The sequence below is a fragment of the Vibrio neptunius genome, from assembly GCA_019339365.1.
GTDB classification, from domain to species: domain Bacteria; phylum Pseudomonadota; class Gammaproteobacteria; order Enterobacterales; family Vibrionaceae; genus Vibrio; species Vibrio neptunius.
Map to the genome: position 1 here is coordinate 2,616,242 of CP079859.1, position 24,584 is coordinate 2,640,825.

19 protein-coding genes, 1 pseudogene and 1 other annotated feature are annotated in these 24,584 nt (G+C 46.3%); of the genes and pseudogenes, 11 read left to right on the forward strand and 9 right to left on the reverse strand.

Annotation, left to right across the window (positions count from 1 at the left end; all coding sequences use genetic code 11):
* Nucleotides 1–20: 20 nt before the first annotated feature.
* From rluB to KW548_12450, 5 genes are all read right to left on the reverse strand, one after another.
* Nucleotides 21–965: a 23S rRNA pseudouridine(2605) synthase RluB gene (rluB, locus tag KW548_12430; protein ID QXX05944.1), complete on the reverse strand. Its 945-nt coding sequence runs from the start codon at nucleotides 963–965 to the stop codon at nucleotides 21–23.
* Between the two features lie 217 nt (nucleotides 966–1,182).
* Nucleotides 1,183–3,519 carry an EAL domain-containing protein gene (locus KW548_12435; protein QXX05945.1) on the reverse strand — a complete coding sequence of 779 codons (2,337 nt, stop codon included), beginning with the start codon at nucleotides 3,517–3,519 and terminating at the stop codon, nucleotides 1,183–1,185.
* Entirely contained in the window at nucleotides 3,516–4,157 is a 642-nt protein-coding gene (locus KW548_12440) for a hypothetical protein (protein ID QXX05946.1), read from the reverse strand. The genes KW548_12435 and KW548_12440 overlap by 4 nt, the downstream gene beginning before the upstream one ends.
* A 126-nt stretch (nucleotides 4,158–4,283) precedes the next feature.
* Nucleotides 4,284–4,904, reverse strand: coding sequence for a threonylcarbamoyl-AMP synthase (locus KW548_12445; protein QXX05947.1), 621 nt, complete (start codon nucleotides 4,902–4,904; stop codon nucleotides 4,284–4,286).
* A gap of 67 nt (nucleotides 4,905–4,971) precedes the next feature.
* Complete coding sequence (locus KW548_12450; GenBank protein QXX05948.1) at nucleotides 4,972–5,823, reverse strand: PHP domain-containing protein; 852 nt, start codon at nucleotides 5,821–5,823, stop codon at nucleotides 4,972–4,974.
* Between the two features lie 82 nt (nucleotides 5,824–5,905).
* Here KW548_12450 and KW548_12455 point away from each other — a divergent pair, with 82 nt between their 5' ends.
* The 8 genes from KW548_12455 (at nucleotide 5,906) to KW548_12490 (ending at nucleotide 14,532) form a co-directional block, all read left to right on the forward strand.
* Entirely contained in the window at nucleotides 5,906–6,031 is a 126-nt protein-coding gene (locus KW548_12455; GenBank protein ID QXX05949.1) for a Trp operon leader peptide, read from the forward strand.
* Nucleotides 5,978–6,080 (forward strand) — a sequence feature (Trp leader region). Its footprint overlaps the gene before it by 54 nt.
* Nucleotides 6,081–6,211: 131 nt before the next feature.
* Nucleotides 6,212–7,777: an anthranilate synthase component 1 gene (locus KW548_12460; GenBank protein ID QXX05950.1), complete on the forward strand. Its 1,566-nt coding sequence runs from the start codon at nucleotides 6,212–6,214 to the stop codon at nucleotides 7,775–7,777.
* A gap of 2 nt (nucleotides 7,778–7,779) precedes the next feature.
* Entirely contained in the window at nucleotides 7,780–8,385 is a 606-nt protein-coding gene (locus KW548_12465) for an aminodeoxychorismate/anthranilate synthase component II (GenBank protein QXX05951.1), read from the forward strand.
* Nucleotides 8,386–8,397: 12 nt separating this feature from the next.
* Nucleotides 8,398–9,396, forward strand: a complete 999-nt coding sequence (gene trpD, locus KW548_12470; GenBank protein ID QXX05952.1) for an anthranilate phosphoribosyltransferase — start codon at nucleotides 8,398–8,400, stop codon at nucleotides 9,394–9,396.
* 23 nt (nucleotides 9,397–9,419) lie between these two features.
* Nucleotides 9,420–10,847, forward strand: coding sequence for a bifunctional indole-3-glycerol-phosphate synthase TrpC/phosphoribosylanthranilate isomerase TrpF (gene trpCF / locus KW548_12475; protein ID QXX05953.1), 1,428 nt, complete (start codon nucleotides 9,420–9,422; stop codon nucleotides 10,845–10,847).
* Between the two features lie 90 nt (nucleotides 10,848–10,937).
* Nucleotides 10,938–12,128 carry a tryptophan synthase subunit beta gene (gene trpB / locus KW548_12480; GenBank protein ID QXX05954.1) on the forward strand — a complete coding sequence of 397 codons (1,191 nt, stop codon included), beginning with the start codon at nucleotides 10,938–10,940 and terminating at the stop codon, nucleotides 12,126–12,128.
* The gene (trpA, locus tag KW548_12485; protein ID QXX05955.1) at nucleotides 12,128–12,934 is read left to right on the forward strand and encodes a tryptophan synthase subunit alpha; all 807 of its coding nucleotides are present in this window, start codon (nucleotides 12,128–12,130) and stop codon (nucleotides 12,932–12,934) included. Before trpB ends, trpA begins: the two co-directional genes overlap by 1 nt.
* 338 nt (nucleotides 12,935–13,272) lie before the next feature.
* A complete protein-coding gene (locus tag KW548_12490) occupies nucleotides 13,273–14,532 on the forward strand; it encodes a dicarboxylate/amino acid:cation symporter (GenBank protein QXX05956.1) in 1,260 nt (419 codons plus the stop codon).
* Between the two features lie 65 nt (nucleotides 14,533–14,597).
* On the opposite strand, the gene KW548_12495 is transcribed toward KW548_12490, so the two are convergent.
* From KW548_12495 to KW548_12505, 3 genes and pseudogenes are all read right to left on the reverse strand, one after another.
* A complete protein-coding gene (locus tag KW548_12495; protein QXX05957.1) occupies nucleotides 14,598–15,092 on the reverse strand; it encodes a porin family protein in 495 nt (164 codons plus the stop codon).
* 102 nt (nucleotides 15,093–15,194) lie between these two features.
* Nucleotides 15,195–19,124: an ATP-dependent RNA helicase HrpA gene (gene hrpA / locus KW548_12500; protein QXX05958.1), complete on the reverse strand. Its 3,930-nt coding sequence runs from the start codon at nucleotides 19,122–19,124 to the stop codon at nucleotides 15,195–15,197.
* Nucleotides 19,125–19,360: 236 nt separating this feature from the next.
* Nucleotides 19,361–20,652: pseudogene (locus KW548_12505) on the reverse strand (MipA/OmpV family protein).
* A 150-nt stretch (nucleotides 20,653–20,802) separates the two neighbouring features.
* On the opposite strand from KW548_12505, the gene KW548_12510 reads away from it, so the two are divergent.
* The 3 genes from KW548_12510 to KW548_12520 all read left to right on the forward strand — a co-directional run bounded on the left by KW548_12510 (nucleotide 20,803) and on the right by KW548_12520 (nucleotide 23,612).
* Complete coding sequence (locus KW548_12510) at nucleotides 20,803–21,174, forward strand: hypothetical protein (GenBank protein ID QXX05959.1); 372 nt, start codon at nucleotides 20,803–20,805, stop codon at nucleotides 21,172–21,174.
* Nucleotides 21,171–23,078, forward strand: a complete 1,908-nt coding sequence (locus KW548_12515) for an alkaline phosphatase family protein (GenBank protein ID QXX05960.1) — start codon at nucleotides 21,171–21,173, stop codon at nucleotides 23,076–23,078. The genes KW548_12510 and KW548_12515 overlap by 4 nt, the downstream gene beginning before the upstream one ends.
* Before the next feature lie 78 nt (nucleotides 23,079–23,156).
* Nucleotides 23,157–23,612 (forward strand): TerB family tellurite resistance protein, encoded by a 456-nt coding sequence (locus KW548_12520; GenBank protein QXX05961.1) that lies wholly within the window; start codon nucleotides 23,157–23,159, stop codon nucleotides 23,610–23,612.
* Between the two features lie 246 nt (nucleotides 23,613–23,858).
* Here the strand turns inward: KW548_12520 and KW548_12525 are convergent, their stop codons facing one another.
* Entirely contained in the window at nucleotides 23,859–24,389 is a 531-nt protein-coding gene (locus KW548_12525) for an exonuclease domain-containing protein (GenBank protein QXX05962.1), read from the reverse strand.
* Between the last annotated feature and the right edge of the window lie 195 nt (nucleotides 24,390–24,584).

The window sequence follows — 24,584 nt, forward strand, 5'->3', positions numbered from 1 at the left end:
CTGCTTTTCTATTCATACTTCTAACGCTGGCGCTGTTTATTACGAGCTCCTTGCTCGCCTGCACCTTTACGCGGTTTACGACGCGCTGGGTTGTTGCTACGCCCACCACCGTTATTCATTCGCTCTTCATGGCGCTTAACTGCACGACGAATTTTCTGGCTACGTGAGCGTTCACGCTTACGTGACGTATTCGCTTTGTTTTCATCAAGCATCGTCTCTTTTTCAGGACGCAGTTCTACTAATTCACGTAGGTAGTTCACCTCTTTGAGATCTAGCTCCATCCATCCGCCACGAGGCAGTTTCTTATCAAGGAAGATATCACCGTAACGAACGCGTTTCAGGCGGCTAACCGTACAGTCTTGAGATTCCCACAAACGACGTACTTCGCGGTTACGACCTTCGTTGATCACAACATAGAAAGTGTGGTTCATACCATCACCGCCTGCGTAAACAACGTCTTCAAATCGCGCTAGACCATCTTCAAGCTCTACACCACTAACTAGATTACGTATTTTCTTCTCGTCAACATCGCCAAATACGCGCACAAGGTATTCACGCTCAACCTGACGACTTGGGTGCATCAAACGGTTAGCAAGCTCACCATCGGTTGTGAATAGTAGTAGGCCCGATGTGTTCGCATCCAGACGACCCACAGAGATCCAACGAGAACCACGGATTTTTGGCAGACGGTCAAATACAGTTCGACGACCTTCTGGATCATGACGAGTACACAGCTCACCCTCAGGTTTGTAGTACGCAAGTACGCGACACACCACTTCTTCCTGCGCCTTCGCAGAAACAGTGTGGCCGTCAATACGAACTACCGCATTCTCGTCTTCTAGTCGTTCACCAAGCTTAGCCACAACGCCGTTCACACTCACGCGACCCGCTTTGATCAAAGCTTCAAGTTCGCGTCGTGAGCCATGGCCTGCTCGCGCTAACACTTTCTGTAATTTTTCGTTCATCAATCTACCTTTGTGTCGTCTTCTCAGACGTCGATTCTATTTTGCGACCCTAAATCGCGGTCGCGTATTATCGCAAATTCTCTAAAAAAACGCATGCATTATTTTCATTTCCAACAGCAATAATCAGAGCCATAAAACGAGTGAGCGTAAGATTTTACAACCTCAAATACGCTGTTAATTGGACGGCACTACTGTCCTGAGTGCACCGAACCTATCTCTATGGCTTTAGCTCTGTTTGGCTCCAACGTTGTTCATCTAACAACTCTAACCAACTGGTTAACTTTTCAGCCGCTTGTGGACGACTGATAAAATACCCCTGCGCATGATCACAGCCATGGGCAACCAACCAATCCAGCGAGGCTTGATCTTCAACACCTTCCGCGACCGTTTTAAGCCCAAATCGTTTGGCGAGTTTAATCGTCGATTGTGCAATCGTCTGATCTTGCTGATCACTGGAAACATTAAGAATGAAGGATTTGTCTATTTTCAATTCCGTTGCCGGTAAATGTTTGAGTTGCGACAGCGACGAATAACCCGTTCCGTAATCATCAATTGAAATAGACAACCCTCTCTCAGACAATCGGCTAAGTATGGACAAAGCGTACTCAGAGTCTTCCGCCAGTGCACTTTCTGTGACTTCAATTGTGACCTCGTTTTCACTGCATTCGAACTGGGATAGGAAAGTCAGTATTTTGTCGTCAAAGTTCTTCTGCTTTAGATTAACCGCGGAGATATTGATTGCCACACCTAATTCGAATCCGCTCTCTCGCCAGACTTGTAGCTGCTGCAAGGCACTGCGCATGACCCAATCCGTCAAGGCATCTATCTGCCCAGTGGTTTCTGCAATTTCAATAAATTCATCCGGTGGAATCATACCCAGTTGTGGATGAATCCATCTTACTAACGCTTCGACTTTATCCACCCGCGAGGTCTTAAGGTTGAGTTTTGGCTGGTAGTAAAGTATCAACTGTTCGCCTTGAATGGCTTCCGTCAGTTCATGCGTCAAACGAACGCGATGGATTGCGCTTTCTGCCATACTGGAGGCAAATTCAAGACTTGATACTCTCATCTTCATCGCTTGTTGTAAGGCAATACCGGCATTGTGTAGCAACTGACGGGCGGTTTCACCATGCTTAGGGTAGCGGCAGTAGCCTGACACCGTATGCACCGTCACCGAAATGCGCTGTAAGTTGAACGCTCCGGCCAAACATTGTAGAACGACATTAGCAGTGTGCTCATCCGACTGAGTTGGTTTGCATTGGGAAAGTAAAGCAAATTCTGACGATTCGAGTTGATAAAATCGTGCTTTTTCTTCTAACGTCATTAATCGACTGACCGTCGCAACCTGAAGCTCTTCGCCAGTATCTAGCCCTAGGCTGTAATTGAGTTCTTCAAATTCCAACACTCTGAAACGAATGAGCAAAAAACCATCACAGGATTTGTTGATAAGATCCGCAATGTCTTCAAACAACTTTTTCTTATTCGGCATTTTTGTAAGATCAGAGTGATAAGCGCGGTAGTTTAACTCAGCCTGTCGGTCGTTAACGGCCTGATTCATTAGGTTAAACTCATGGGCTAGTACACCAAGTTCATCTTTACGATTCACCACCAAGGCTTCGATGTTTTCTCCTTGAGCAATTTGCTTCGCTTTACTCACAAGTCCCTGCAATGGCTTAGCGATGCTTTTTGATAGTAAAAAGGCAGCGACGATCGAACAACCAAACGTCACCAAGACGATCAACATGATCTGTAGCCATCGATTTTGTAGTGTTGCGAACAAGTCCGCTCTTGAGAGATAAAGGGATGCGATGAGATCTTTTTCGTCTTTAAAGCCAATCGCCACTTCAGTCGCAATAGTGTGTGCATCCGATTGTTGAGGCTCTATAGCGGAAGGGCCATTGCCCGCCTGTTCTACACTGCTGGCAAGCAGTGACCATTGCCCGCTCTCATGGTAACCGATATCGACATTCATACCTGTCAGTAGCGCGAGTCGCTGCGCTAAAGTCTGGTCGATAGCAAAACCAAAACCTATCCAAGCGACCGTTTCAGCACCACTTTGGACTGGAACCAATACTAATTGAAACACCGCGCCCTGATAGTCATAGAGTATTGGGCGGTCTTCATCTGGAGCAGCGGTATCCGCCATGGTCAGCATATTGTTTTCTGTATCGGCGCGGGTTCGATTACTGCCTTTGTCGTAAACCAGCTTGCCGATAAAATTACCATTCTCATCAACTGCAATCGCCAAGTCGGCAGAAATCCGCTGGCGATGATTATTCAGCGCTACCAAGAAACTGCGCGTGTCCTCTCTCAAAGCCTGTTTAAGGCCAAAATCTTTTGCGACGGTCTGAGCAAACCCGGTTAAATTACGCGTACGTTGTTCAAACTGGTTTTCAAACACCGCCTTTGCTGTACTGAGGTGTATTTGCGCTCGCTCTTCTCTTTCTTTTTCATTCGATTGGAAAATGGAGTAAAACAAAATGCATTGAACAGCGATCAACACCGCGAGAAAAGAGAACAGGATTTGAGTCTGAATACTTTTAAATTGATTCATTTATAGGGCCCGTAGAAATCAATCATCTGAGCATTTTTCTGCTTCGGTATCGGTGACATTTTCTTGGTTAACACCAGTTCGAATTCTTGGTTACCTAACACTTCCGTTTGCAGTGTTTCGTTCATCTGTGGGTGCCAAGCGGTTAAGGTCGCACTTTCCAACCCTTCTGGTAGCGTTATTCTGGCAACCCCTGACCTACCGGTAATGCTGTAATAAGGAGTATCGACCACCTTGATGTAACCGCTCATCCAGTCATGAATGTTGCATCCCATGGCGACCACGCCTTCACTAGGAAAAGATTTCTCGACCTCCTGTTCGGCAGCACGAATCACAAAAGAAAAATCGAGTGGACCTGTAATGGAATAGATATGGTGGGAGATGTCGTCTTTGTTGGTAAATAGGACCGGTTGGTTGACTCTTACTACTGAAATATAAGGCTTAAAAGCACGCCCGTTTTGAGATACTTCGGTCACTAACGTTTTGTTAGTTGTCGTTTCCTCAACGGGTAAGTTTGACGCGGTAACATAGACCACCGCATCTTTGACTGGTTTGCCATTACTTTGTACAACGCGCACTTCGATAGGTGCAGCAGAAGAAATAGCGGGAAACAAGAATAGAATAAGAAGCAAGTGACGCATATTGCCTATCTGATTTATTAGACTTAACAATCAGCATAGCAGTCACGCGGGTTTTTTGCGGGTTGAAAGAGCATAGGTATCAACACACTATGCTCAGATAATTGGACGTTTGGAAAAGAGGCGTCGTTACTCGAACGCTGCTGGATCACCGGACCCGACTCGAGCAATAACAGGCTCGTCATCACTGAAATCGACCACGGTCGTCGGTTGCTCACCCAAGTAGCCACCATTTAGGATGCAGTCCACCGCGTGCTCCAATTGATCACGAATCTCTTCTGGGTCAGATTCAGTGACGTCATTGCCCGGAAGAATTAAAGATGTCGACATCAAAGGTTCACCAAGCGCTTCCAGCAAATCCAAGGCTATCTGATTGTCTGGCACTCGGATACCAATCGTCTTACGTTTCGAGTTCATCAAACGACGCGGTACTTCTTTCGTCCCCTTGAAAATAAAAGTGTACGGCCCTGGCGTATTGTTCTTTAGCAAGCGAAACGCTGTGTTGTCGACACGAGCGTACAGCGACAGCTCTGAAAGATCACGACACAGCAAAGTAAAGTTATGCTTTTCATCCAATCGACGAATCTTACAAATTCGTTCTAAAGCCTGTTTATTCTCCAACTGACAGCCCAATGCATAACCGGAATCTGTCGGATAGATAACCACACCGCCATTACGAATGATTGCCACAGCCTGATTGATCAAGCGAGCCTGGGGGTTTTCTGGGTGAACATAAAAAAACTGGCTCATTGTAATTCCTCATCATCGAGTCTCTCGACTCTATTTTTAACGTATTGATTTAATAGCAATCTATTGACTAATTAACTTGCGAAGGCTCAATACCCCAATCTTTCCATACAGGTTCTACACCTGCTGGCAGCCACAAATTCCTGCCAAGTTCCATCCAAGGAGACGGATAGTGGAAGTCACTGCCTTGAGACGCTAATAGTTTGTATTGTATAGCATAATCGGCCAAGTTGCGCCTTTCTTGTTGGCCCTGTTGTGGTTGAGCTACTTCCATCGCATCCCCACCCGCTTCAACAAATGCTGCAAGCAGTCGCTTGAGCCACTTTGCAGTAAGATCGTAGCGCCCCGGGTGCGCAAGTACTGCTTGTCCGCCTGCACTGTGAATGGCATTGACGGCGTCAGCCATCGAACACCAACTCGGTGGTACATAACCTGGGTTATTGCGAGTCAGGTATTTCTTAAATACCTGTTGCATGGTTTTAGCATAGCCATTGTCCACCAGCCATTTTGCAAAGTGTGCTCGTGTGATGGGCGCTTCTCCGGCAATAGCTTGCACCTCTTCAAGCACCCCTTCACGGGTCGCTTTACTCAGTCGATGAGCAATCATTGCCGCTCGCCCTTCACGGTGCTTTTTCTGCTGTTCAATTAACCGTGTTAGCTCGACGGACTGCGGGTCTATATTCAATCCAACAATGTGGATGTCTTTATTTTGCCACACCGTGGAAATTTCAATCCCGTTAATAAGTTTTATGGGCAGTTGGTTGTCTTGAACATACTGATGCGCAATCTCCAAACCATCTACCGTATCGTGATCGGTAATCGCCAGCACATCGATATCAAAACCGAGCGCTCTGTCTATCAATTCGTTAGCAGGTAATCGTCCGTCAGAGGCTGTGGTATGGCTGTGTAAATCAATTCTCATAAATATGTTTTTTTAGTTGACTTTTTACCTCTGCACTAGTTAACTAGTACACAAATACGAAGTACCTGAATTAAGGCTCACTATGTTACAAGAAATTAACCAAAACCAAAAAGCGAATCTTGCAGCTGACTCTCTACGTGACAGTTCTGCAAACCTTGCTTGGTGGCGCACTTGGACAAGTTCTTGGTGGGCTAACGTGTACTTTTAATTTACCAAATTAATGTTACCAAGCCCGCTATTAAAGCGGGCTTTTTGTTTTGTCGAACACTCAGCACTCAACTGGTCAAACATTCATCAAACACAGTAAATTCAACATTGGGTGAATGTTTTCTTTGTGCGACTATGTACGACAGGAAGTAAAAAAGATTACAAATGAAAAGGAGGTCTTGTGAACAAGGCCATTGAAATCAAAAAACCGGGACACCTTGAAGTTATTCAAGCGTCTGCACCTTACACGCAGGACCCAACGCGCCTGTTTCATACTCTGTGTGAAAACAAAACCGACAGCCTGTTATTGGAGTCCGCAGAGATCGATTCAAAACAGGATCTGAAAAGCCTGCTGATCGTTGATTCCGCTGTTCGCATCGTTTGCAACGGTCATATTGTGACTATGCAAGCACTGACCAATAACGGTAAACACCTGCTTTCTCATTTGACCCACAACATTCATAGCAATGTGGCTCATTCATTTGATGGCCAAACGCTGACACTAGAGTTTGAAGCGCCTTGCGATACACTCGATGAAGATTCTCGCTTACGAGAAGCGTCTTCTTTTGATGCGTTGCGTCTAGTCCAGCACAGTTTTGACCTTACTGAACATCAGCAACACGCCGTTTTCCTTGGTGGTCTGTTCGCATACGACATGGTGGCGAACTTTGAACCTTTAGGTGATGCTGAAGCATCAAACCAATGCCCAGACTACGTTTTTTACGTCGCAGAAACGCTGCTAGTCGTAGACCATCAGAGCGAGTCTTGTGATTTACAAGCGACATTGTTTGCGAATAGCGAAGAAAAATCGACGCTGGAAGCACGCATTGATAGCATTCAGTCACAGTGCGCTAACCTGAAACATTTACCGCAAGCGACCAAATTAACTGACGTTTCTCCACAGCCAAGCGTTTCAGATGAAGATTTCTGCCAAATTGTTCGAGATCTAAAGCAATACGTGGTGCGAGGCGATATCTTTCAGGTTGTTCCGTCACGCCGCTTCACCCTGCCTTGTCCGTCACCACTCGCTGCATATAAAGAATTAAAGCTGAGCAACCCAAGCCCTTACATGTTCTACATGCAAGATGAGCTATTCACTCTGTTTGGCGCATCACCTGAAAGCGCGCTTAAATACGAAACCCATACTAACCAAGTCGAGATTTACCCAATCGCAGGCACGCGTCGCCGTGGCAAACGCCCAGACGGCGCTATCGATTTCGATCTAGATAGCCGTATTGAACTTGAACTGCGTACTGATATGAAAGAGAACGCCGAACACATGATGTTGGTGGATCTCGCGCGTAACGACGTCGCTCGTATTTCCAAAGCAGGTTCTCGCCACGTTGCAGACTTGCTTAAAGTCGACCGTTACAGCCATGTAATGCACTTAGTATCCCGAGTGGTTGGTCAGCTTCGTGACGATCTGGACGCTCTACACGCCTATCAGGCTTGTATGAACATGGGGACTCTGACTGGTGCACCAAAAATCCGTGCGATGCAACTTATCAGAGACGTCGAAGGAGCACGCCGTGGTAGCTATGGCGGTGCCGTTGGCTACCTCACTGGCGAAGGTACATTAGACACCTGTATCGTTATCCGTTCTGCTTATGTCGAGAATGGCATCGCTCAAGTTCAAGCGGGGGCAGGTGTGGTGTTTGATTCAGAACCACAAGCCGAAGCAGATGAAACTCGTGGTAAGGCGCAAGCCGTTATCTCTGCAATTCAGTCAGCGCATAAGGAGTCGTAGAGATGGCTAACATTGTATTTATCGATAACTTTGACTCGTTTACTTATAACTTAGTGGATCAGTTTCGCTCACTCGGACACAACGTCAAAATCTACCGTAACCACATTGCCGCGGAAACGATTGAAAGTGCGGTCAACGAGCTAGACAATCCGGTAGTGTTATTGTCTCCCGGCCCAGGGGCGCCATCTGAAGCGGGCTCCATGCCGGAAGTCATCCAACGCCTGAAAGGTAAAGTGCCGATGATCGGTATCTGTCTTGGTCATCAAGCCATTGTTGAAGCCTATGGTGGTACCGTTGCTGGCGCGGGTGAGATTGTCCATGGCAAAGTGTCGATGATGGAGCACCAGAATCATCCGACATACGCCGACCTGCCTTCACCACTTGCCATTGCGCGTTACCATTCATTAGTAGCCACACAGGTACCGGAAACACTTACCGTAACCGCAGAAGTTGATGGCCTCGTCATGTCTGTGGTCCATGAACAAGATAAAATTTGTGGCTTCCAATTCCACCCTGAATCCGTCATGACGACGCATGGCGCAACACTGTTAGCCAATGCGATCGAGTGGGCTTTACAAGATTCCAATCTAACGTCAGTGCAGCAATAAGGAGAAGAGAAAATGGAAACGATCATCAACAAACTCTATGAACAACAACCGCTAACTCAGGAAGAAAGCCAACAGCTTTTTGACATCATTATTCGCGGTGAGCTTGATCCAATTCTTATGGCATCAGCGCTGACAGCACTGAAGATTAAAGGCGAAACACCGGATGAGATCGCTGGTGCAGCAAAAGCTCTGCTTGCCAATGCCAATCCATTCCCTCGCCCTGACTATGATTTTGCCGATATCGTGGGCACAGGTGGCGATGGTCACAATACCATCAACATTTCGACCACAGCCGCCTTTGTTGCTGCGGCATGTGGCTTGAAAGTAGCCAAACACGGTAACCGCAGTGTTTCAAGTAAATCTGGCTCTTCTGATCTGCTTGATTCATTTGGTATCAACCTCGCCATGAGCGCAGAGGATACACGCTCTGCGGTAGATAAACTCGGCGTTGCTTTCTTGTTTGCGCCGCAATACCACAGTGGTGTTCGCCATGCGATGCCTGTGCGTCAGACCATGAAAACCCGCACCATTTTTAACATCCTAGGCCCGCTGATTAACCCTGCTCGCCCAAATATTGAGCTTATGGGTGTGTACAGCGAAGAGTTGGTCCGTCCTATCGCTGAAACCATGCTTAAGATGGGCATGAAGCGCGCGGCAGTAGTGCACGGTAGTGGGTTAGATGAAGTTGCTATTCATGGCAACACCACAGTGGCAGAAATCAAAGATGGGCAAATTACTGAATACACGTTGACTCCAGAAGACTTTGGCCTGACAGTGCATCCGCTTGAAGCGATTAAAGGCGGCGATCCTGAAGAGAACAAAGCCATTATTACCAATATCCTTACGGGTAAAGGCACCGATGCCCAGCTGGGTGCGGTAGCGGTTAACGTAGCGCTTCTCATGCGTTTATTTGGTCATGAAGATCTCAAGGCTAATACTCAGCAAGCGATTGAGGCTATGAACTCTGGTAAAGCGTTTGAGCTGGTTAATCAGCTAGCAGCTCACGCCTAAGTACCTTAAGGAAGGAACAAAAGATGACTCAGACGCAAGATAAACTTTCAGAGCACGTGTCTCTGAAAGAAGCGCAAATGGCAGAAGTCCTAGCAAAAATCGTTCGTGATAAATACATCTGGGTGGAAGAACGTAAAGCCTCTCAACCTTTGGCGCAGTTTAAAGAGGCGCTCACTCCGTCTGATCGTAGCTTCTATGACGCAGTAAGCAGTAAAAAAACTGCCTTCATCACAGAATGTAAGAAGGCGTCTCCGTCCAAGGGCCTAATTCGTGACGACTTTGACCTCGATTACATCGCTTCCGTGTACAATAATCACGCTGATGCGATTTCAGTGCTCACCGATGAAAAATACTTTCAGGGCAACTTCGATTTCCTGCCACAAGTGAGAAAGCAAACCTCTCAACCCATTCTGTGCAAAGACTTTATGGTTGATACTTATCAGGTTTATCTCGCCCGCCATTACTCTGCTGATGCGATTCTTCTGATGCTATCTGTGCTTGATGACGCCGAGTATAAAGCACTGGAAGAAGTCGCTCACTCACTCAACATGGGCATCTTGACAGAAGTCAGCAATGAAGAAGAGTTACATCGCGCAGTAAAACTTGGCGCGAGAGTGATTGGTATCAATAACCGCAATTTACGTGACCTAACAACAGATTTGAACCGCACCAAAGCGCTGGCACCGACCATTCGTGAGCTTGCACCCAATGCAACCATCATTTCAGAGTCAGGTATTTATACCCATCAGCAAGTACGCGACCTTGCCGGTTTTGCCGACGGTTTCCTTATCGGCAGCTCCTTAATGGCAGAAGAAAACCTAGAGCTGGCAGTGCGTAAAGTTACCCTAGGTGAAAACAAAGTATGTGGTCTAACTCACCCAGATGATGCAGCAAAAGCTTATCAAGCGGGTGCTGTATTTGGTGGGCTGATTTTTGTCTCTAAGTCGAAGCGTTGTGTGGATTTAGAAACCGCTCGCCTAACCATGTCTGGTGCGCCTTTGAAATATGTAGGCGTGTTCCAAAATCACGATATCGACACTGTGGTTAGTATGGCGCAAGAGCTTGGCCTATACGCCGTTCAACTGCATGGAGATGAAGACCAAGACTTTGTCAGTGCGATCCATGAACAACTAGGTGAGCGCGTTGAAATTTGGAAAGCTTACGGTGTGACTGATAGCTCACCAGCATTGCTAGACGCTCCCGTCAGTCGCCACCTACTCGACAGCCAAGTTGGTTCTCAAACTGGAGGAACAGGTCTTGTATTCGACTGGTCTTTGATTGGTGATAGGTCAAAAGTCATGCTTGCGGGTGGCATTTCCCCTTTCAATGCTCAGAAAGCTGCCCAACAAGGCTGCCTAGGTCTGGATTTAAACTCAGGTGTTGAAGTTTCTCCCGGCAAAAAAGATGCAGAAAAGTTGCAGCAGGCATTTGCTGAGATCCGCAACTACTAAACAGATTTATTAAAGATAAATGACTCATAATTAAATAAATTTTTTGGTGTGCTAGACAGCAATGCCAAACCGAATTGAAGGAATAGAACCATGGCAAAACTTGATGCCTACTTTGGCGAATACGGTGGTCAGTATGTACCGCAAATTCTCGTTCCTGCACTGGAACAACTAGAACAAGCTTTTATTGATGCTCAGGAAGACCCTGAATTCCGTAGCGAGTTTATGGGCCTGCTTCAAGAGTATGCTGGTCGTCCTACGGCACTCACACTGACTCGCAATCTGACCAAAGGCACCAAGACCAAACTCTACCTCAAGCGCGAAGATTTATTGCACGGTGGCGCACACAAAACTAACCAAGTACTCGGTCAGGCACTGTTGGCCAAACGTATGGGGAAAGACGAGATCATTGCGGAAACGGGTGCAGGCCAGCACGGCGTGGCAACTGCATTGGCCTGTGCATTGCTCGGTCTAAAATGTCGCGTGTACATGGGTGCCAAAGACGTAGAACGTCAAAGCCCGAACGTGTTCCGTATGAAACTTATGGGCGCGGAAGTCATTCCTGTTCACTCCGGTTCCGCCACGCTTAAAGATGCCTGTAACGAAGCCCTACGCGACTGGTCAGCCAGTTATGAAGACGCTCACTACCTACTGGGGACCGCAGCTGGTCCTCATCCATTCCCGACCATAGTGCGTGATTTCCAACGCATGATTGGCGAAGAAACAAAAAACCAGATTCTGGCTCGTGAAGGTCGCCTTCCTGATGCAGTCATCGCTTGTGTGGGTGGTGGTTCAAATGCAATCGGTATGTTTGCTGACTTTATTGAAGAGGAAACGGTTCGCCTGATCGGTGTTGAGCCTGCAGGTAAAGGTATCGATACCGACCAGCATGGCGCCCCTCTTAAGCACGGTAAAACCGGCATCTTCTTTGGTATGAAGGCGCCACTGATGCAAGATCCAAATGGTCAAGTTGAAGAGTCTTATTCTGTTTCAGCGGGCCTTGATTTTCCTTCAGTTGGACCTCAACACGCTCACCTGAATGCGATTGGCCGCGCGGAATACGACAACGTAACCGATGATGAGGCTTTGGACGCATTCCAAGAACTGGCTCGCAGTGAAGGTATTATTCCGGCACTAGAGTCATCTCACGCATTGGCTCACGCACTGCGTATGGCTCGTGAGAACCCAGACAAAGAGCAACTACTTGTGGTAAACCTATCAGGTCGTGGTGACAAAGATATCTTTACTGTTCACGCCATTCTAGAAGAAAAAGGAGTTATCTAATGAGCCGTTATGAGTCTATGTTTGAGCGCCTGAACGAGAAAAACCAAGGTGCATTTGTTCCTTTCGTAACCGTGTGCGATCCAAACCCAGAGCAGTCCCTGAAAATTATGGAGACACTGGTTGAAGCAGGTGCCGATGCACTTGAACTGGGTATTCCATTCTCAGATCCCCTTGCGGATGGCCCTACTATTCAAGGAGCGAACATTCGCGCACTGGATTCGGGAGCAACTCCAGATATCTGCTTTGATTTGATTGGAAAAATCCGCGCCAAATACCCAGAACTCCCAATCGGCCTTCTGATGTACGCAAACCTTGTTTACGCGCGCGGTATCGATAGTTTTTACCAGCGTTGTGCGAATGCCGGTATCGATTCTGTGTTGATTGCTGACGTACCAACCAATGAAAGCCAAGAGTTTGTTGAGGCGGCTAAGAAGCACGGTATTGAGCCTATCTTCATTGCACCGCCAACGGCGTCAGAAGAGACACTAAAATCAGTGGCTGAACTAGGTGGCGGCTATACCTACCTACTCTCACGTGCTGGTGTAACCGGTGCAGAAACAAAGGCCAACATGCCAGTAAGTGATCTTTTAGATAAACTCAATAAATACGATGCTCCACCATCACTGTTGGGCTTTGGCATCTCTCAACCAGAGCAGGTTAAGCAAGCCATTGAGTCTGGTGCTGCTGGTGCGATTTCAGGCTCTGCCATCGTAAAAATCATCGAATCGAACATTGAATCTCCGCAAGATATGTTAAATCAGCTCGCTAATTTTGTTTCACCGATGAAAGCTGCGACGCAAAAGTAACAGATTAGCCGTCTAAACATCTATGAGATTGGTTTCTTAAATCATCGAAGAAACCGATCTTTTTGTTAACATTTAAGCATCCCTCTCCCTCCTCTCTTCTTAATCACAAAACGCATCACAAAACCCAAACCCATCCCCCCAACCAATAGCAAACGTTTGCAATTGGCTAAAAAATTATCACTCATCAATGAAAGTGGTTTTAATTGGCTCGATTGACTTTTCACCTTATTGCTAAATGTAAAAATAACGTGTAAAAAGCGAGGCGAAATTATTATCTAATTAAAATATTTAACTTAGATGGTAATTCTGGGAATTTAAATTTTGTTAGCACAGAGGTTATGGAAGTGTTAAAAGAAAAGAGTTTGCTAAGCAACATTGGCGTTCAGGTTGTCATCGCCATGATTGTAGGTACTGCCGTGGGTGCCTTCATGGGAGACAGCGCTACCATCTTCGCTCCACTAGGCGCGATTTTTATCAATTTAATTAAAATGCTGGTTATTCCTTTGGTCGCCGTAGCCTTGATCTCAGGTGCTGCGGGCTTAGGTAATAGCCAATCTGCTGGTAAAGTGGGCATAGTCACCTTAGGTTACTTTGGCTTAACGTCAGCACTTGCCGTCGCCCTAGCACTGTTTATGGGCGAAGTATTCAAACCGGGCATGGGTATCGATGTTTCAGGCATCGAGGGCATGTTCTCTTCTGAGTACGCTTCTAAAGGTGAACTACCTTCTTTCTGGGCAACCATCACAGGTATGATCCCAACAAACGTTTTCCAGTCACTGAATGAAGCAAACATCCTACAGATCCTAGTATTCTGTATGTTCTTTGGCATTGCGATTTCTAAGCAGGCCAAAGAGCGTCGTGATCCAATCATTAACGGCGTAAACTGCATTGTTGATGCCATGGTTTGGATGATCAACAAGGTTATGATCATTGCTCCGCTAGGCGTATTTGGTCTGATGGCAGAAGCAGTAGGGACCTTTGGCTTTGGCGCTTTAATGGTGGTATTCAAACTGTTTGTTGTCTACATCGCTGCAATTCTTATCTTTGGTTTCGTGGCCTACCCTCTTATGGTTCACATCTTCACTAAGACCTCTGCGAAGAAATTCCTGACAGCGATGAAAAAGCCTCAAGCCGTGGCTTTGTCTACCGCTTCATCAATGGCAACTCTGCCGGTCACGATGGATACCTGTGAGCATGAGCTGGGTGTAAGAAACTCGACAGCGTCTTTCGTTCTCCCGCTAGGCGCAACGATCAACATGTCAGGTAACGCCATTTACTACGGTTTGGTCGCGATCTTCTTCGCACAACTGTTCAACATCGATCTTGGTATGGGCGCATACATTGCCATCATTATTACCTCGACACTTGGCGCAGTGGGCCAAGCAGGTGTACCTGGCCCTTCGTTCCTAGTGGTTGCTGTTCTTCTGGCAGCAGGTATCCCTATCGAAGGTCTGCCTCTGCTGTTCGCTCTTGACCGTATCTTCGATATGATTCGTACTGCATTGAACATCACAGGTGACGCCGCTTGTGCTGTGATTGTTGATTCACTGATTGAAGAAGAAGCAAGAGAAGCTGAGCTCCAAAAGCAGCAAGCTTAAGCGCTGATTTCAGGTAATAAAAAGCCCGGCTAGTAACGTAGCCGGGCTTTTTCGTGATGTGTCTATTACAAGAAGTGGAACGTCGCGTTTAGCGAGAAGTTTTTCACATCGTCTTCTTTCATATTGAATACGCTGTAGCTCGCCCCCAGAGAAATCGGGCCCATGACGAAATACTCCGCACCAACACCGTACATTACGTCGATTTCATCCTCTTTAAAACCGCCATCGGCTTTTAGATCGTAAGAATGAAGTCCGCCTTTTGCGTAAACATGCAACGGACCAAAATCAATACTTGGCTTCGCTGCAAAGTAAATAGAAGAACCCGTTAGGTTGGTTTTAATACCTGAATAATCCAAACGGTCATAATCACCGAGGTCTTGATAACCGGCTTCAAGACCGATAAAAGGCAAAATACCTGTACCGACATGTACGTTATATGTCGTTGTTGACTCTCCCCCTAAGTCACCTTGACCTACACTTGCACTGCCGTAGATCCATGAGTCTGCTGATGCTGTTGCTGATGCACCTAATAATGCTAGTGCGAGTAGTGTCTTTTTCATATTAACCTTCTTTGTTTTCGCTTAGCAGAGGCTACCGCGGCAATCCTCTGCCAATTCCAGTCAAAATTTTGTTATGTCTAAATTCTAATGCAATTTATATACCTAGCAATCGTCAATCGCGTTTTTCACGCGTTTGTCCGATACTGGGTATGGTGTGCCTAACTGCTGAGCAAAATAGCTCACGCGCAGCTCCTCAAGCATCCAGCGTACTTCTTTGACGTCATCTGGTACCGCCATTCCTTTCGGGATTTTGTTGAGTAACTCTTTATAGTCATTGGCCACTGATTCAATTTTCAGCATGTGCAGACGATCCTTATTCGGATCGATCGGCAATTTCTCCATACGACGCTCAATCGCTTTCATGTAACGTAATATATCTGGAAGACGCTTCCAGCCACACTCCGTTGCAAATCCTTTGAAGATCAGTCCTTCAATCTGAGCTTTGATATCTGACAAAGCAAAAGCCATGGTGAAATCTATCTTACCCTTTAGCTTTTTATTAATACTGAACGCAGTCGTCAAAATTGTCTCAACTTGTTTTGCAATATCAACAACAGTATCACCGAGCTCAGCACGCACGTGTTCTTTAAGCTGCTCGAACTGCTCAGGCTGCCAAACTAGCCCACCCTTCTCTTCAATAAGCTTATCGACACCACACGCGATACAGTCATCAATCAGGTCGAGTACTTTGCCATAAGGGTTAAAGTAAAGACCCAGCTTAGACTTGTTCGGCAAATTGCTATGTAGATACTTTATTGGAGACGGCACGTTAAGCAAAACCAAACGACGCTGACCCGCTTTCATCGCTGAAACCTGTTCTTGCTCTGTCTCGTAAAGCTTTATTTCGACGCTGTCTTTGCTATCGACAATCGCCGGATACGCTTTCACGTCATAGCCGCCGCGTTTCTGTTGATACACTTTTGGCAACTCACCAAAGCTCCAAGTATGAAGACCTTGTTGCTCGATATCATCATCTGCCACTTTCGACAGGGTTTCCTGCACTTTGTCTTTCAAGCTTTCTTTTAGCTCATGAAGATCGCGGTTTTCTTTGAGCTTTCGATTTCGGTGGTCCACGGCACGAAATGTCACTTTAAGGTGATCTTGAACCTGATCGAGGTTCCAATCGTCACGCAACACTTCCACACCCGTCATCCGACGAAGCTCTTTTTCTAAAGCGTCAAGTAAAGGCGCTTCCATTGGCGTTGCACGAGCTAAAAACGCATCTGCATAGTTAGGCGCAGGTACGAAATTCTTACGAATCGTCTTCGGCAGCGATTTGATCAGGCTAACGACCAGTTCATGACGCAGTCCTGGAATTTGCCAGTCGAAGCCAGCTTGTTCAACCTGATTCAGTATAGGCAAAGGTAAGTGAACCGTCACACCATCATTATCTTCACCCGGCTCAAACTGGTAACTCAGTTTCAGTTTGAGGCCATTTTGGTGCCAGAAGTTAGGGTAATCCAGATCCGTAACGTGGCTCGCGTCACCCTTAAACAGCATCTCTTTTTCAAAGTTCAGTAGTTCGCTGTTCTCTTTGGACGCTTTCTTCCACCAAGTATCAAAATGGCGGCCTGAGACTACTTCTGTCCCAACTCGTTGGTCATAAAAGTCTGCCAACTCGTCATCGTCAACCAAAATATCACGACGACGGGACTTGTGTTCCAGCTCTTCCACTTCTTGGAGAAGCTTACGATTCTGTTTGAAGAAGGCATGCTTGGTATCCCATTCACCTTCAACAAGGGCACTGCGGATAAAGATTTCTCGACTCACCGTCGCGTCAATACTGCCGTAATTCACCAGACGCTTAGGCACAATCGGAATACCATACAGCATCACCTTTTCGTGTGCCATAACGGCAGCACGTTTTTTCGACCAGTGTGGTTCACTGTAACTACGTTTGATGAGATGCTTCGCCAGCGGTTCAACCCATTCAGGTTGGACCTTGGCAATTATACGTCCCCACAACTTAGAAGTTTCCACCAGCTCGGCCGACACAATCCATTTCGGCTGTTTCTTAAACAAGCCTGATGCAGGGAAAATATGGAATCTTGCGTTGCGCGCCCCTTGGTACTCATTTTTCTCTTGGTCTTTCATACCAACATGAGAGAGCAACCCGACCAAAATCGCGCTGTGAGTACCTTGATAACTAGCAGGTTCATCATTGAGCTTGAAATCCATTTCACGCATAGACTGGTGAATCTGGAAATAGACGTCCTGCCACTCACGCACTCGCAAATAGTTTAGGTAATCTTGCTTACATTGTTTGCGGAACTGATTGCCTGTTAATGCCTTTTGCTGCTTCTGAACGTAATCCCATAAATTAACAAACGTCAGGAAATCCGATTCTTCATGGAAGAAGCGCTTGTGTTTATCATCTGACGACTGCTGCTTATCGCTCGGCCTCTCTCTTGGATCTTGAATCGACAGCGCTGAAGCAATAACCATCACTTCTTTCAATGCGCCATATTTTGGCGCTTCAAGAACCATACGAGCTAAACGCGGATCAATCGGTAAGCGGGCCAACTGGCGACCAATCGACGTCAGACGCTTTTTAGGATCTTTCGCATTTTCATTGATCGCTCCCAGCTCTTCCAACAGTCGCACACCGTCTTGAATATTGCGTTTGTCGGGCGCTTCAACGAACGGGAACGCTTGAATGTCGCCCAGTCCTAATGCTGTCATCTGGAGAATAACCGAGGCTAGGTTAGTACGAAGAATTTCTGGGTCCGTAAACTCTGGGCGAGATTCAAAATCCTCTTCCGAATACAAACGAATACAGATACCTTCCTCAACACGACCACAACGACCTTTACGCTGGTTCGCACTCGCCTGAGAAACCGGTTCAATCGGCAGACGTTGTACCTTGGTTCGATAGCTGTAGCGACTGATACGTGCTGTACCTGGGTCGATGACATACTTGATGCCCGGCACTGTCAGAGAGGTTTCAGCAACGTTGGTCGCCAATACGATTCTCCGCCCGGCATGAGGTTGGAAAATTTTGTTCTGCTCGCCCGCTGAGAGGCGTGCATACAAGGGCACAATTTCAGTGCTTTTGAGATTTCGTTTTGCTAGCGCGTCAGCAGTATCGCGAATTTCTCGCTCACCGTTCATGAAGATCAGGATATCGCCCAAGCCTTCATCACACAGTTCATCGACCGCTTCAAAAATACCTTCTAGCTGATCGCGATCGACGTCATCGTCACCACGTAGCGGGCGGTAACGTGTTTCCACCGGATAAGTACGGCCAGACACTTCGATGATAGGCGCGTCGCTAAAGTGTTTCGAGAATCGCTCGGGGTCAATGGTCGCAGAAGTGATGATCACTTTCAGATCGGGGCGACGCGGCAAAAGCTCTTTGAGGTAACCGAGAATGAAATCGATGTTGAGGCTGCGCTCATGCGCTTCATCAATAATGATGGTGTCGTACTGATTTAAGAAGCGATCGTGCTGAATTTCAGCCAGCAAGATACCGTCAGTCATCAGTTTAATTTGGGTATTGTCTGAGATCTGATCGTTAAATCGAACCTTATAACCAACAAATTCACCCAGTTTGGTTTCCATCTCTTCAGCGATACGATTCGCCACCGAACGTGCTGCAAGACGTCTTGGCTGAGTATGACCAATCAAGCCATACTGACCACGTCCGAGTTCAGCACAGATCTTTGGCAGTTGAGTCGTTTTACCTGAGCCAGTCTCACCAGCAACGATAACCACTTGGTTGTTTTCTATCGCCTGTGCAATGTCATCTCTTTTCTGACTAACAGGCAGTATTTCTGGATATTCAATGGTGGGTTTATAACTGGCTCTTTGTTCTACATCCATCATGGACTTGGCAATATCGAGTGCAATCTCATCAAATACCGCATGACGGGACGCTTCTTTCTTGATTTTGCTCGCGCCCGAAATACGCTTGCTCAAACGAAATCGGTCCTTGAGCATACACTGATTCAATGCCTTGCGAAGAGAGGCGGCGTTGTTAGCCTGCGTTTTATCTTCGGCGACGGGATTTTTTTCTGGCTGTGACGAAGTCAAAGCGTTACCTATTCTTTTCACTACATAAAACTGTCACCGATTGTATCACAGTCGCTATGGCAAATGTCTCAATGCAAAATGCAAATTTTTCTTGAGAAAAAGCCCTTGCTAAAATACAAGTGCACTCAAACCATCAACACACGAGTATTAACCCCAACAATGGGGCCAATACCGTGTATTTTATGAACTTTGGAGTAGAAGAAAATGATCAGTTTGCAACAAACTGGCGACTTTACTCAAAAAGCAAACTGCACATAGAGGCTGTTGTAGTTACTGCCCCCTTTAATGCGTCCGTATTGAGAAGCTTGCTCGAAGATCGCGCTGCGGTGATGCAGTGAGTACCCAATCCAAATATTGCCCAAGTCACGGTTATTTATTAAGTCACCGACATTCACATCAAAAGAGAAATCGAGATAGTTGAGCAAATTGCTCGCATTATAGCCTTTCGAGTCCATCTCAGTTTGCTCGATATAGGTGATACTATCAATAAACGACATGCCCTCTGCGAAGCCAAATCGCCACTGAGTTGGCCAGTCGAAAGTATAGTAAGCCTTTATCGCCGCGACATACTCTGTACTGGCAGACTGCACCTCTGAAGACCAGTGATGAACAATACCAGGTGTAAAATAGATATCCAACGGCACACCAAATAACTCATCGGTCAATGGGTGTCCATAAAAGAAAGACGTCATCTGGTTATTGTATGGATCTTTCTGTGTGTTGAGGTTGATGATTTCGCCGATGTTTGACGGTGTCGCCCAGCCGTGCGCTATGCGGAAGTAACGTTTGTTCTTGAGATCAGACTTTGGGGCTTTAGATTGATCGTTGAAGAAACCAAAACCAATATAAAATTCACCTTGATAGCGTTCTTCAACCGTCCTCGAATGGTAAGTATTGCTATCCAAACGCGTTACGCTGGTAGCACCGAGCAGATAGAGATTGGAATAGACGTGATAACGAGCATCGATACCCAGATTCAGGTCCACACCACCACCTATCTTTTCGCCAGTAATGTCTGAGAAGGTGTAATACTGGCTATTAAAGTCTGCCTCTTTATAACGTAGGCGGAGATGAGGCTTCAGTGCCCAATCTCCGTACTCAAGCTCCCCTGAGATACTCAAGTTACTGTGAAAACGAAATTCATCATCAGCCATCAATTCAGCATCGAAATACCAATTCTCATCGAAGAAATAACGTAGCTGACCACCAAAATCGACCGCATCCCCCCATTCGAGTTTTGCTCTGAAGAAGGGATATCTACGAAACGAAGCCGCATCAACGCACTGAGCTGAATAGCTTCATCCTCTGGCTTATAAAGATAAGCTCCGCCCTGCAAGCCGTCGACAAATACATGCTCGTTCTGAAAGAACATCATAGGAACAAAGGTACCAACTGTCTGGTCATTGTTACCCGTGTAAAAAGGGATAGAGGCCATACGATACACAGCCGCAATACCCCAATCCTGTTCACTGATACTGGTTTCTTCTTCGGCTAGCGCAGAAAAACTGATATTACTCGCGGCCAACATCATCAGTGCCAACTGTCTATTTATGTTACTCATTTTTGTCCAAAACTGACTGAACGACGCAAATTCTCACCAATCGATAAAGTTAATAGTTATCTTTAAGCTCAATTCACCGTTAATATAAGAGTATATGTTCGCCTAAATCCAGTAATTGTGAAAGCATCAGATTTAAAGAAACTACTCGACGCGCTACCTGAAGACCAGAACCCTAACATTGTCACGGGTGAAGAATGGCTGCCTGAACGGCTGGTCAACACGCACCTCGATGATGAGATGCTGTTCTTGGAGTTTGATAACGCCCCAGAAGAAACCCAAGGTGAAGACGAAGGTCGAGGCTTTGTTGAGCACGAAATTGCTATGATTCGTCAACGATTCGAACAAATTCTTGACGAAAGCTCCGATACAAAAACCAAAGCAGATGCTATGCTGGCGCTCTTTCTTATGGGCCATGAAATGTCGAGTTCTGAAATTATCGAAATCATGGAAGACCCTGAAGTGCCTAAGGATCCAACAGACAACCAATGAAACTGACGCCTGAACTCCCCCTCCTACTTGCTGGCCCGATATTAAGAAAATCCACCACCAAAGAGCTTGTCTTCTGGCTGGTCACAAGTCGCCCTCTTGAAGGCCAATTTGTCCTTCATCACGAACCGGACCATGGGGTGATATTTCAGGACAACCTCAGCCACTGCCATCAGATTCAGATCGGTGCTCACTGTTTTGTCACCTTGGCACATTTCAAACATAACTTCCCAGCCGACGTTGCACTCAGTTACGAATTTGAAACTCAGCTAGGCCCGCTTAGCCAGCTAAGTCCACATTTGCTGTACAAGGATGAAGAGAAGCTCACGTTTAAGATTTCAACCAAAGCAGATTACGTCCTGCATGGCTCCTGTCGCAATCCACATCACCCAAGCAAAGACGCACTAGTCAGCATGGACACAAAAATAGCGGCTCAATCACTAGATGACCGACCAGACATGTTGGTTATGAGCGGCGATCAGATCTATGCCGATCATGTTGCAGGCCCGATGTTGGACGTTATCCTTCAAACCATCGATATGCTCGGCTTGCCTTCTGAATCGTTCAGTGACGCGCCGATTGAATCCGCACAAGCCTTGTACGCGCATCCAGACTGCTTTTACGGCCGGGATAAAATACTGCCCCACTATGTGGATGACGGCTCCTTGTTAACCAAGTTATTTCCCAAACGGCATGTTCCAATTTTTAGTTCCCGAGAGAGTGAAAACCATCTAATCACCTTCGCTGAGTTTTTCGCCATGTATATTCTGGTGTGGTCACCGACACTTTGGCCGTGCCTCAATCTGACACGTTTGCTCGACAAAGCATTCACTCACAATGGCAAAACACTGTCGCCTAAATGGCAGCAGCAATGGCGTGAAGAAAAGCACATACTGGAAGATTTCATTGAGGGTTTACCTCAGGTTCAGAGGCTGTTTGCTCACGTGCCGACTTACATGATTTTTGATGATCATGATGTCACAGATGACTGGAATCTAACGGTCGGATGGGAAAAAGCGGCGTACAATAACCCGTTCTCTAACCGGATTATTGGTAATGGGTTAATCGCTTACTGGTTATGTCAAGGATGGGGAAATGAGCCAGATAACTTCAATGATGAGTTTTTATCTGTCGCTCTCAAGTATTTAAAAAGCCCCACAGAACAACACCAAGATGACTTCATTCGTTATCTTTACCGTTTTGAAAGGTGGCACTTTACGATTCATACCTCGCCTAAGGTCGTCGTGTTGGACACCCGAACTCGACGGTGGCGCTCAGAATCTCGAATGAACAAACCATCTGGTTTGATGGACTGGGAAGCTCTGATTGAGTTTCAACAAGAACTGATGCATCAAGACAAAGTCATTGTGGTGTCCGCCGCACCGATGTTTGGTGTCAAATTTATCGAAGCGCTGCAAAAAGGCATGACAAATCTCGGTCAACCACTGGTCATAGATGCAGAGAACTGGATGGCCCATCCTGGGAGTGCCAATACGCTACTGAGTATTTTCACGCACACCAAAACACCGACCAACTTTGTCATTTTGTCAGGTGACGTGCATTATTCGTTTGCTTATGACATTAAATTGCGTTTCCGACGCTCCAGCCCCAACATCTATCAGATTACATCGAGCGGGTTCAAGAACCAGTTTCCTGAGCCACTTTTGGCAATATGTGATCATATGGATAGATTGCTTTACTCACCTCGCTCAATACTTAACTTTCTGACCAAACGAAAGCGCCTGAAAATCAAAAAGCGTGATCCCAACACGCAAGGAGTACGCCGTTTGGTCAACACCAGTGCGATTGGCGAGCTGAAACTTGACAACTATGGAAAGCCTTTACGCATATCTATATTGACGGGTGACGGTAGAGAAATTGATTTCCCACCCATAAAGGAAAAGTAATCTTTTTGTAAAAACACTTGTACTCGCTTCATAGAATCACTATCTATAGAAATAGGAACAAATTTTGAGGCGCATCACATGTTGAATTCAATCACTACTCTGTTTAAGCAACTCATCGATGGTCAGGATTTAGGAAACCACGTGGGCAGCGATCCAAATCTCGCCATCGCTTGTTTGCTTTGCGAAGTCGCGGGAGCCGACCATCAAATCCATCAAGCAGAGACCGACGCCAAACTGCTGCTTATGACAAAATTGCTGCTTTTAAGCAACGAAGAAGCCGCAGTGCTACTTGAGCGCGCAGAAGCAAAGAGCAAAGCGTCCGCCTCCCTTTATGAATTCACTTCCCAACTGAGAGAACTTGGTCAAGAAACCCGCTTCGATTTGATCAAAGCCATGTGGGAAGTTGCTCATGCCGACGGCGAGATTGACCCATTGGAAGAAGCCGTCATTCGCAAAACAGCAGAACTATTGTATGTCGATCATAGTGAATTTATTCGCGCCAAATTGCAGATAGTGGAAGGGAATAGCGAGTAATTTTCTTTTCATAGGGTGAATTTATTTTCTCTCCAGTTCTACCTATGAAACGAAAACGGATACGTTGACTGTCACCTTTAGTTTTATCAGCCGAACCTAATAAGCTTTACTCCATAGTATCTAGGACATTGCAGCTCCAACATTATACCGAGCTTAGTCATAAAACTTCGATAATGTACGCTGCTATCAGAAAGGCGCTAAAGTCAAAAAAGAGAGCCTAAGCTCTCTTTTTGCATCCTTATGTATTCAAAGCATCGTCAAGGCTAATTTGGCGAGGTTATACGCGTCAACGTACCCAGAATGCTGCCGCCCTTCCCACTCAATATTTTGCGCTTCCTGAGCGGCTTTGTGGCCAATGCGTTTATCTTTGAGGCGATGTTGGACGCGATACAGAGTGGCTAAGTTGATGAATTCTTTAAACGGCATCTCAATGCCTTTGTCTTGGCACTCTTGCGCCAAAATAAGATCATCCCGACCCCATGATGCATAAATCTTATTCGCACCACCAAAGTTCTTGATCATCGACTTCAATACATCTTCAAGCGGGCGGCCCTGCTTTTCAATTTTGCGTGGTGTAATACCAGTGAGCTGCGAACAAAACAGGGAGACTTCATCCTGCTCGGGTTTGACATAGTACTGAGCACGCTTGACGATCTCGCCTTTCACAAGATCGATTTCTGCCAGCCCGACTTCGATGATTTCACCCGTAGTACCGACACCGTTTTCATTCCAACAGCACATTTCCAGATCGAAACAAACTATACGGTTATGGTTCATTGCTCGCCTATGTTTAGTATTCTAATAAAGCGCCGAATTCTACCTCAGTTGAGGTCAAAACTCGAATGCCACCGAATTGATTGAGCAGATCTTCTGCAATCTTATGTCGAACTGCCCAGTCATTTTGGTCAACTTACCTATAGTGTGACTAAAAATGACTAAAAACAAATCAATCAGGCCTGTTAGCGCCTCTTT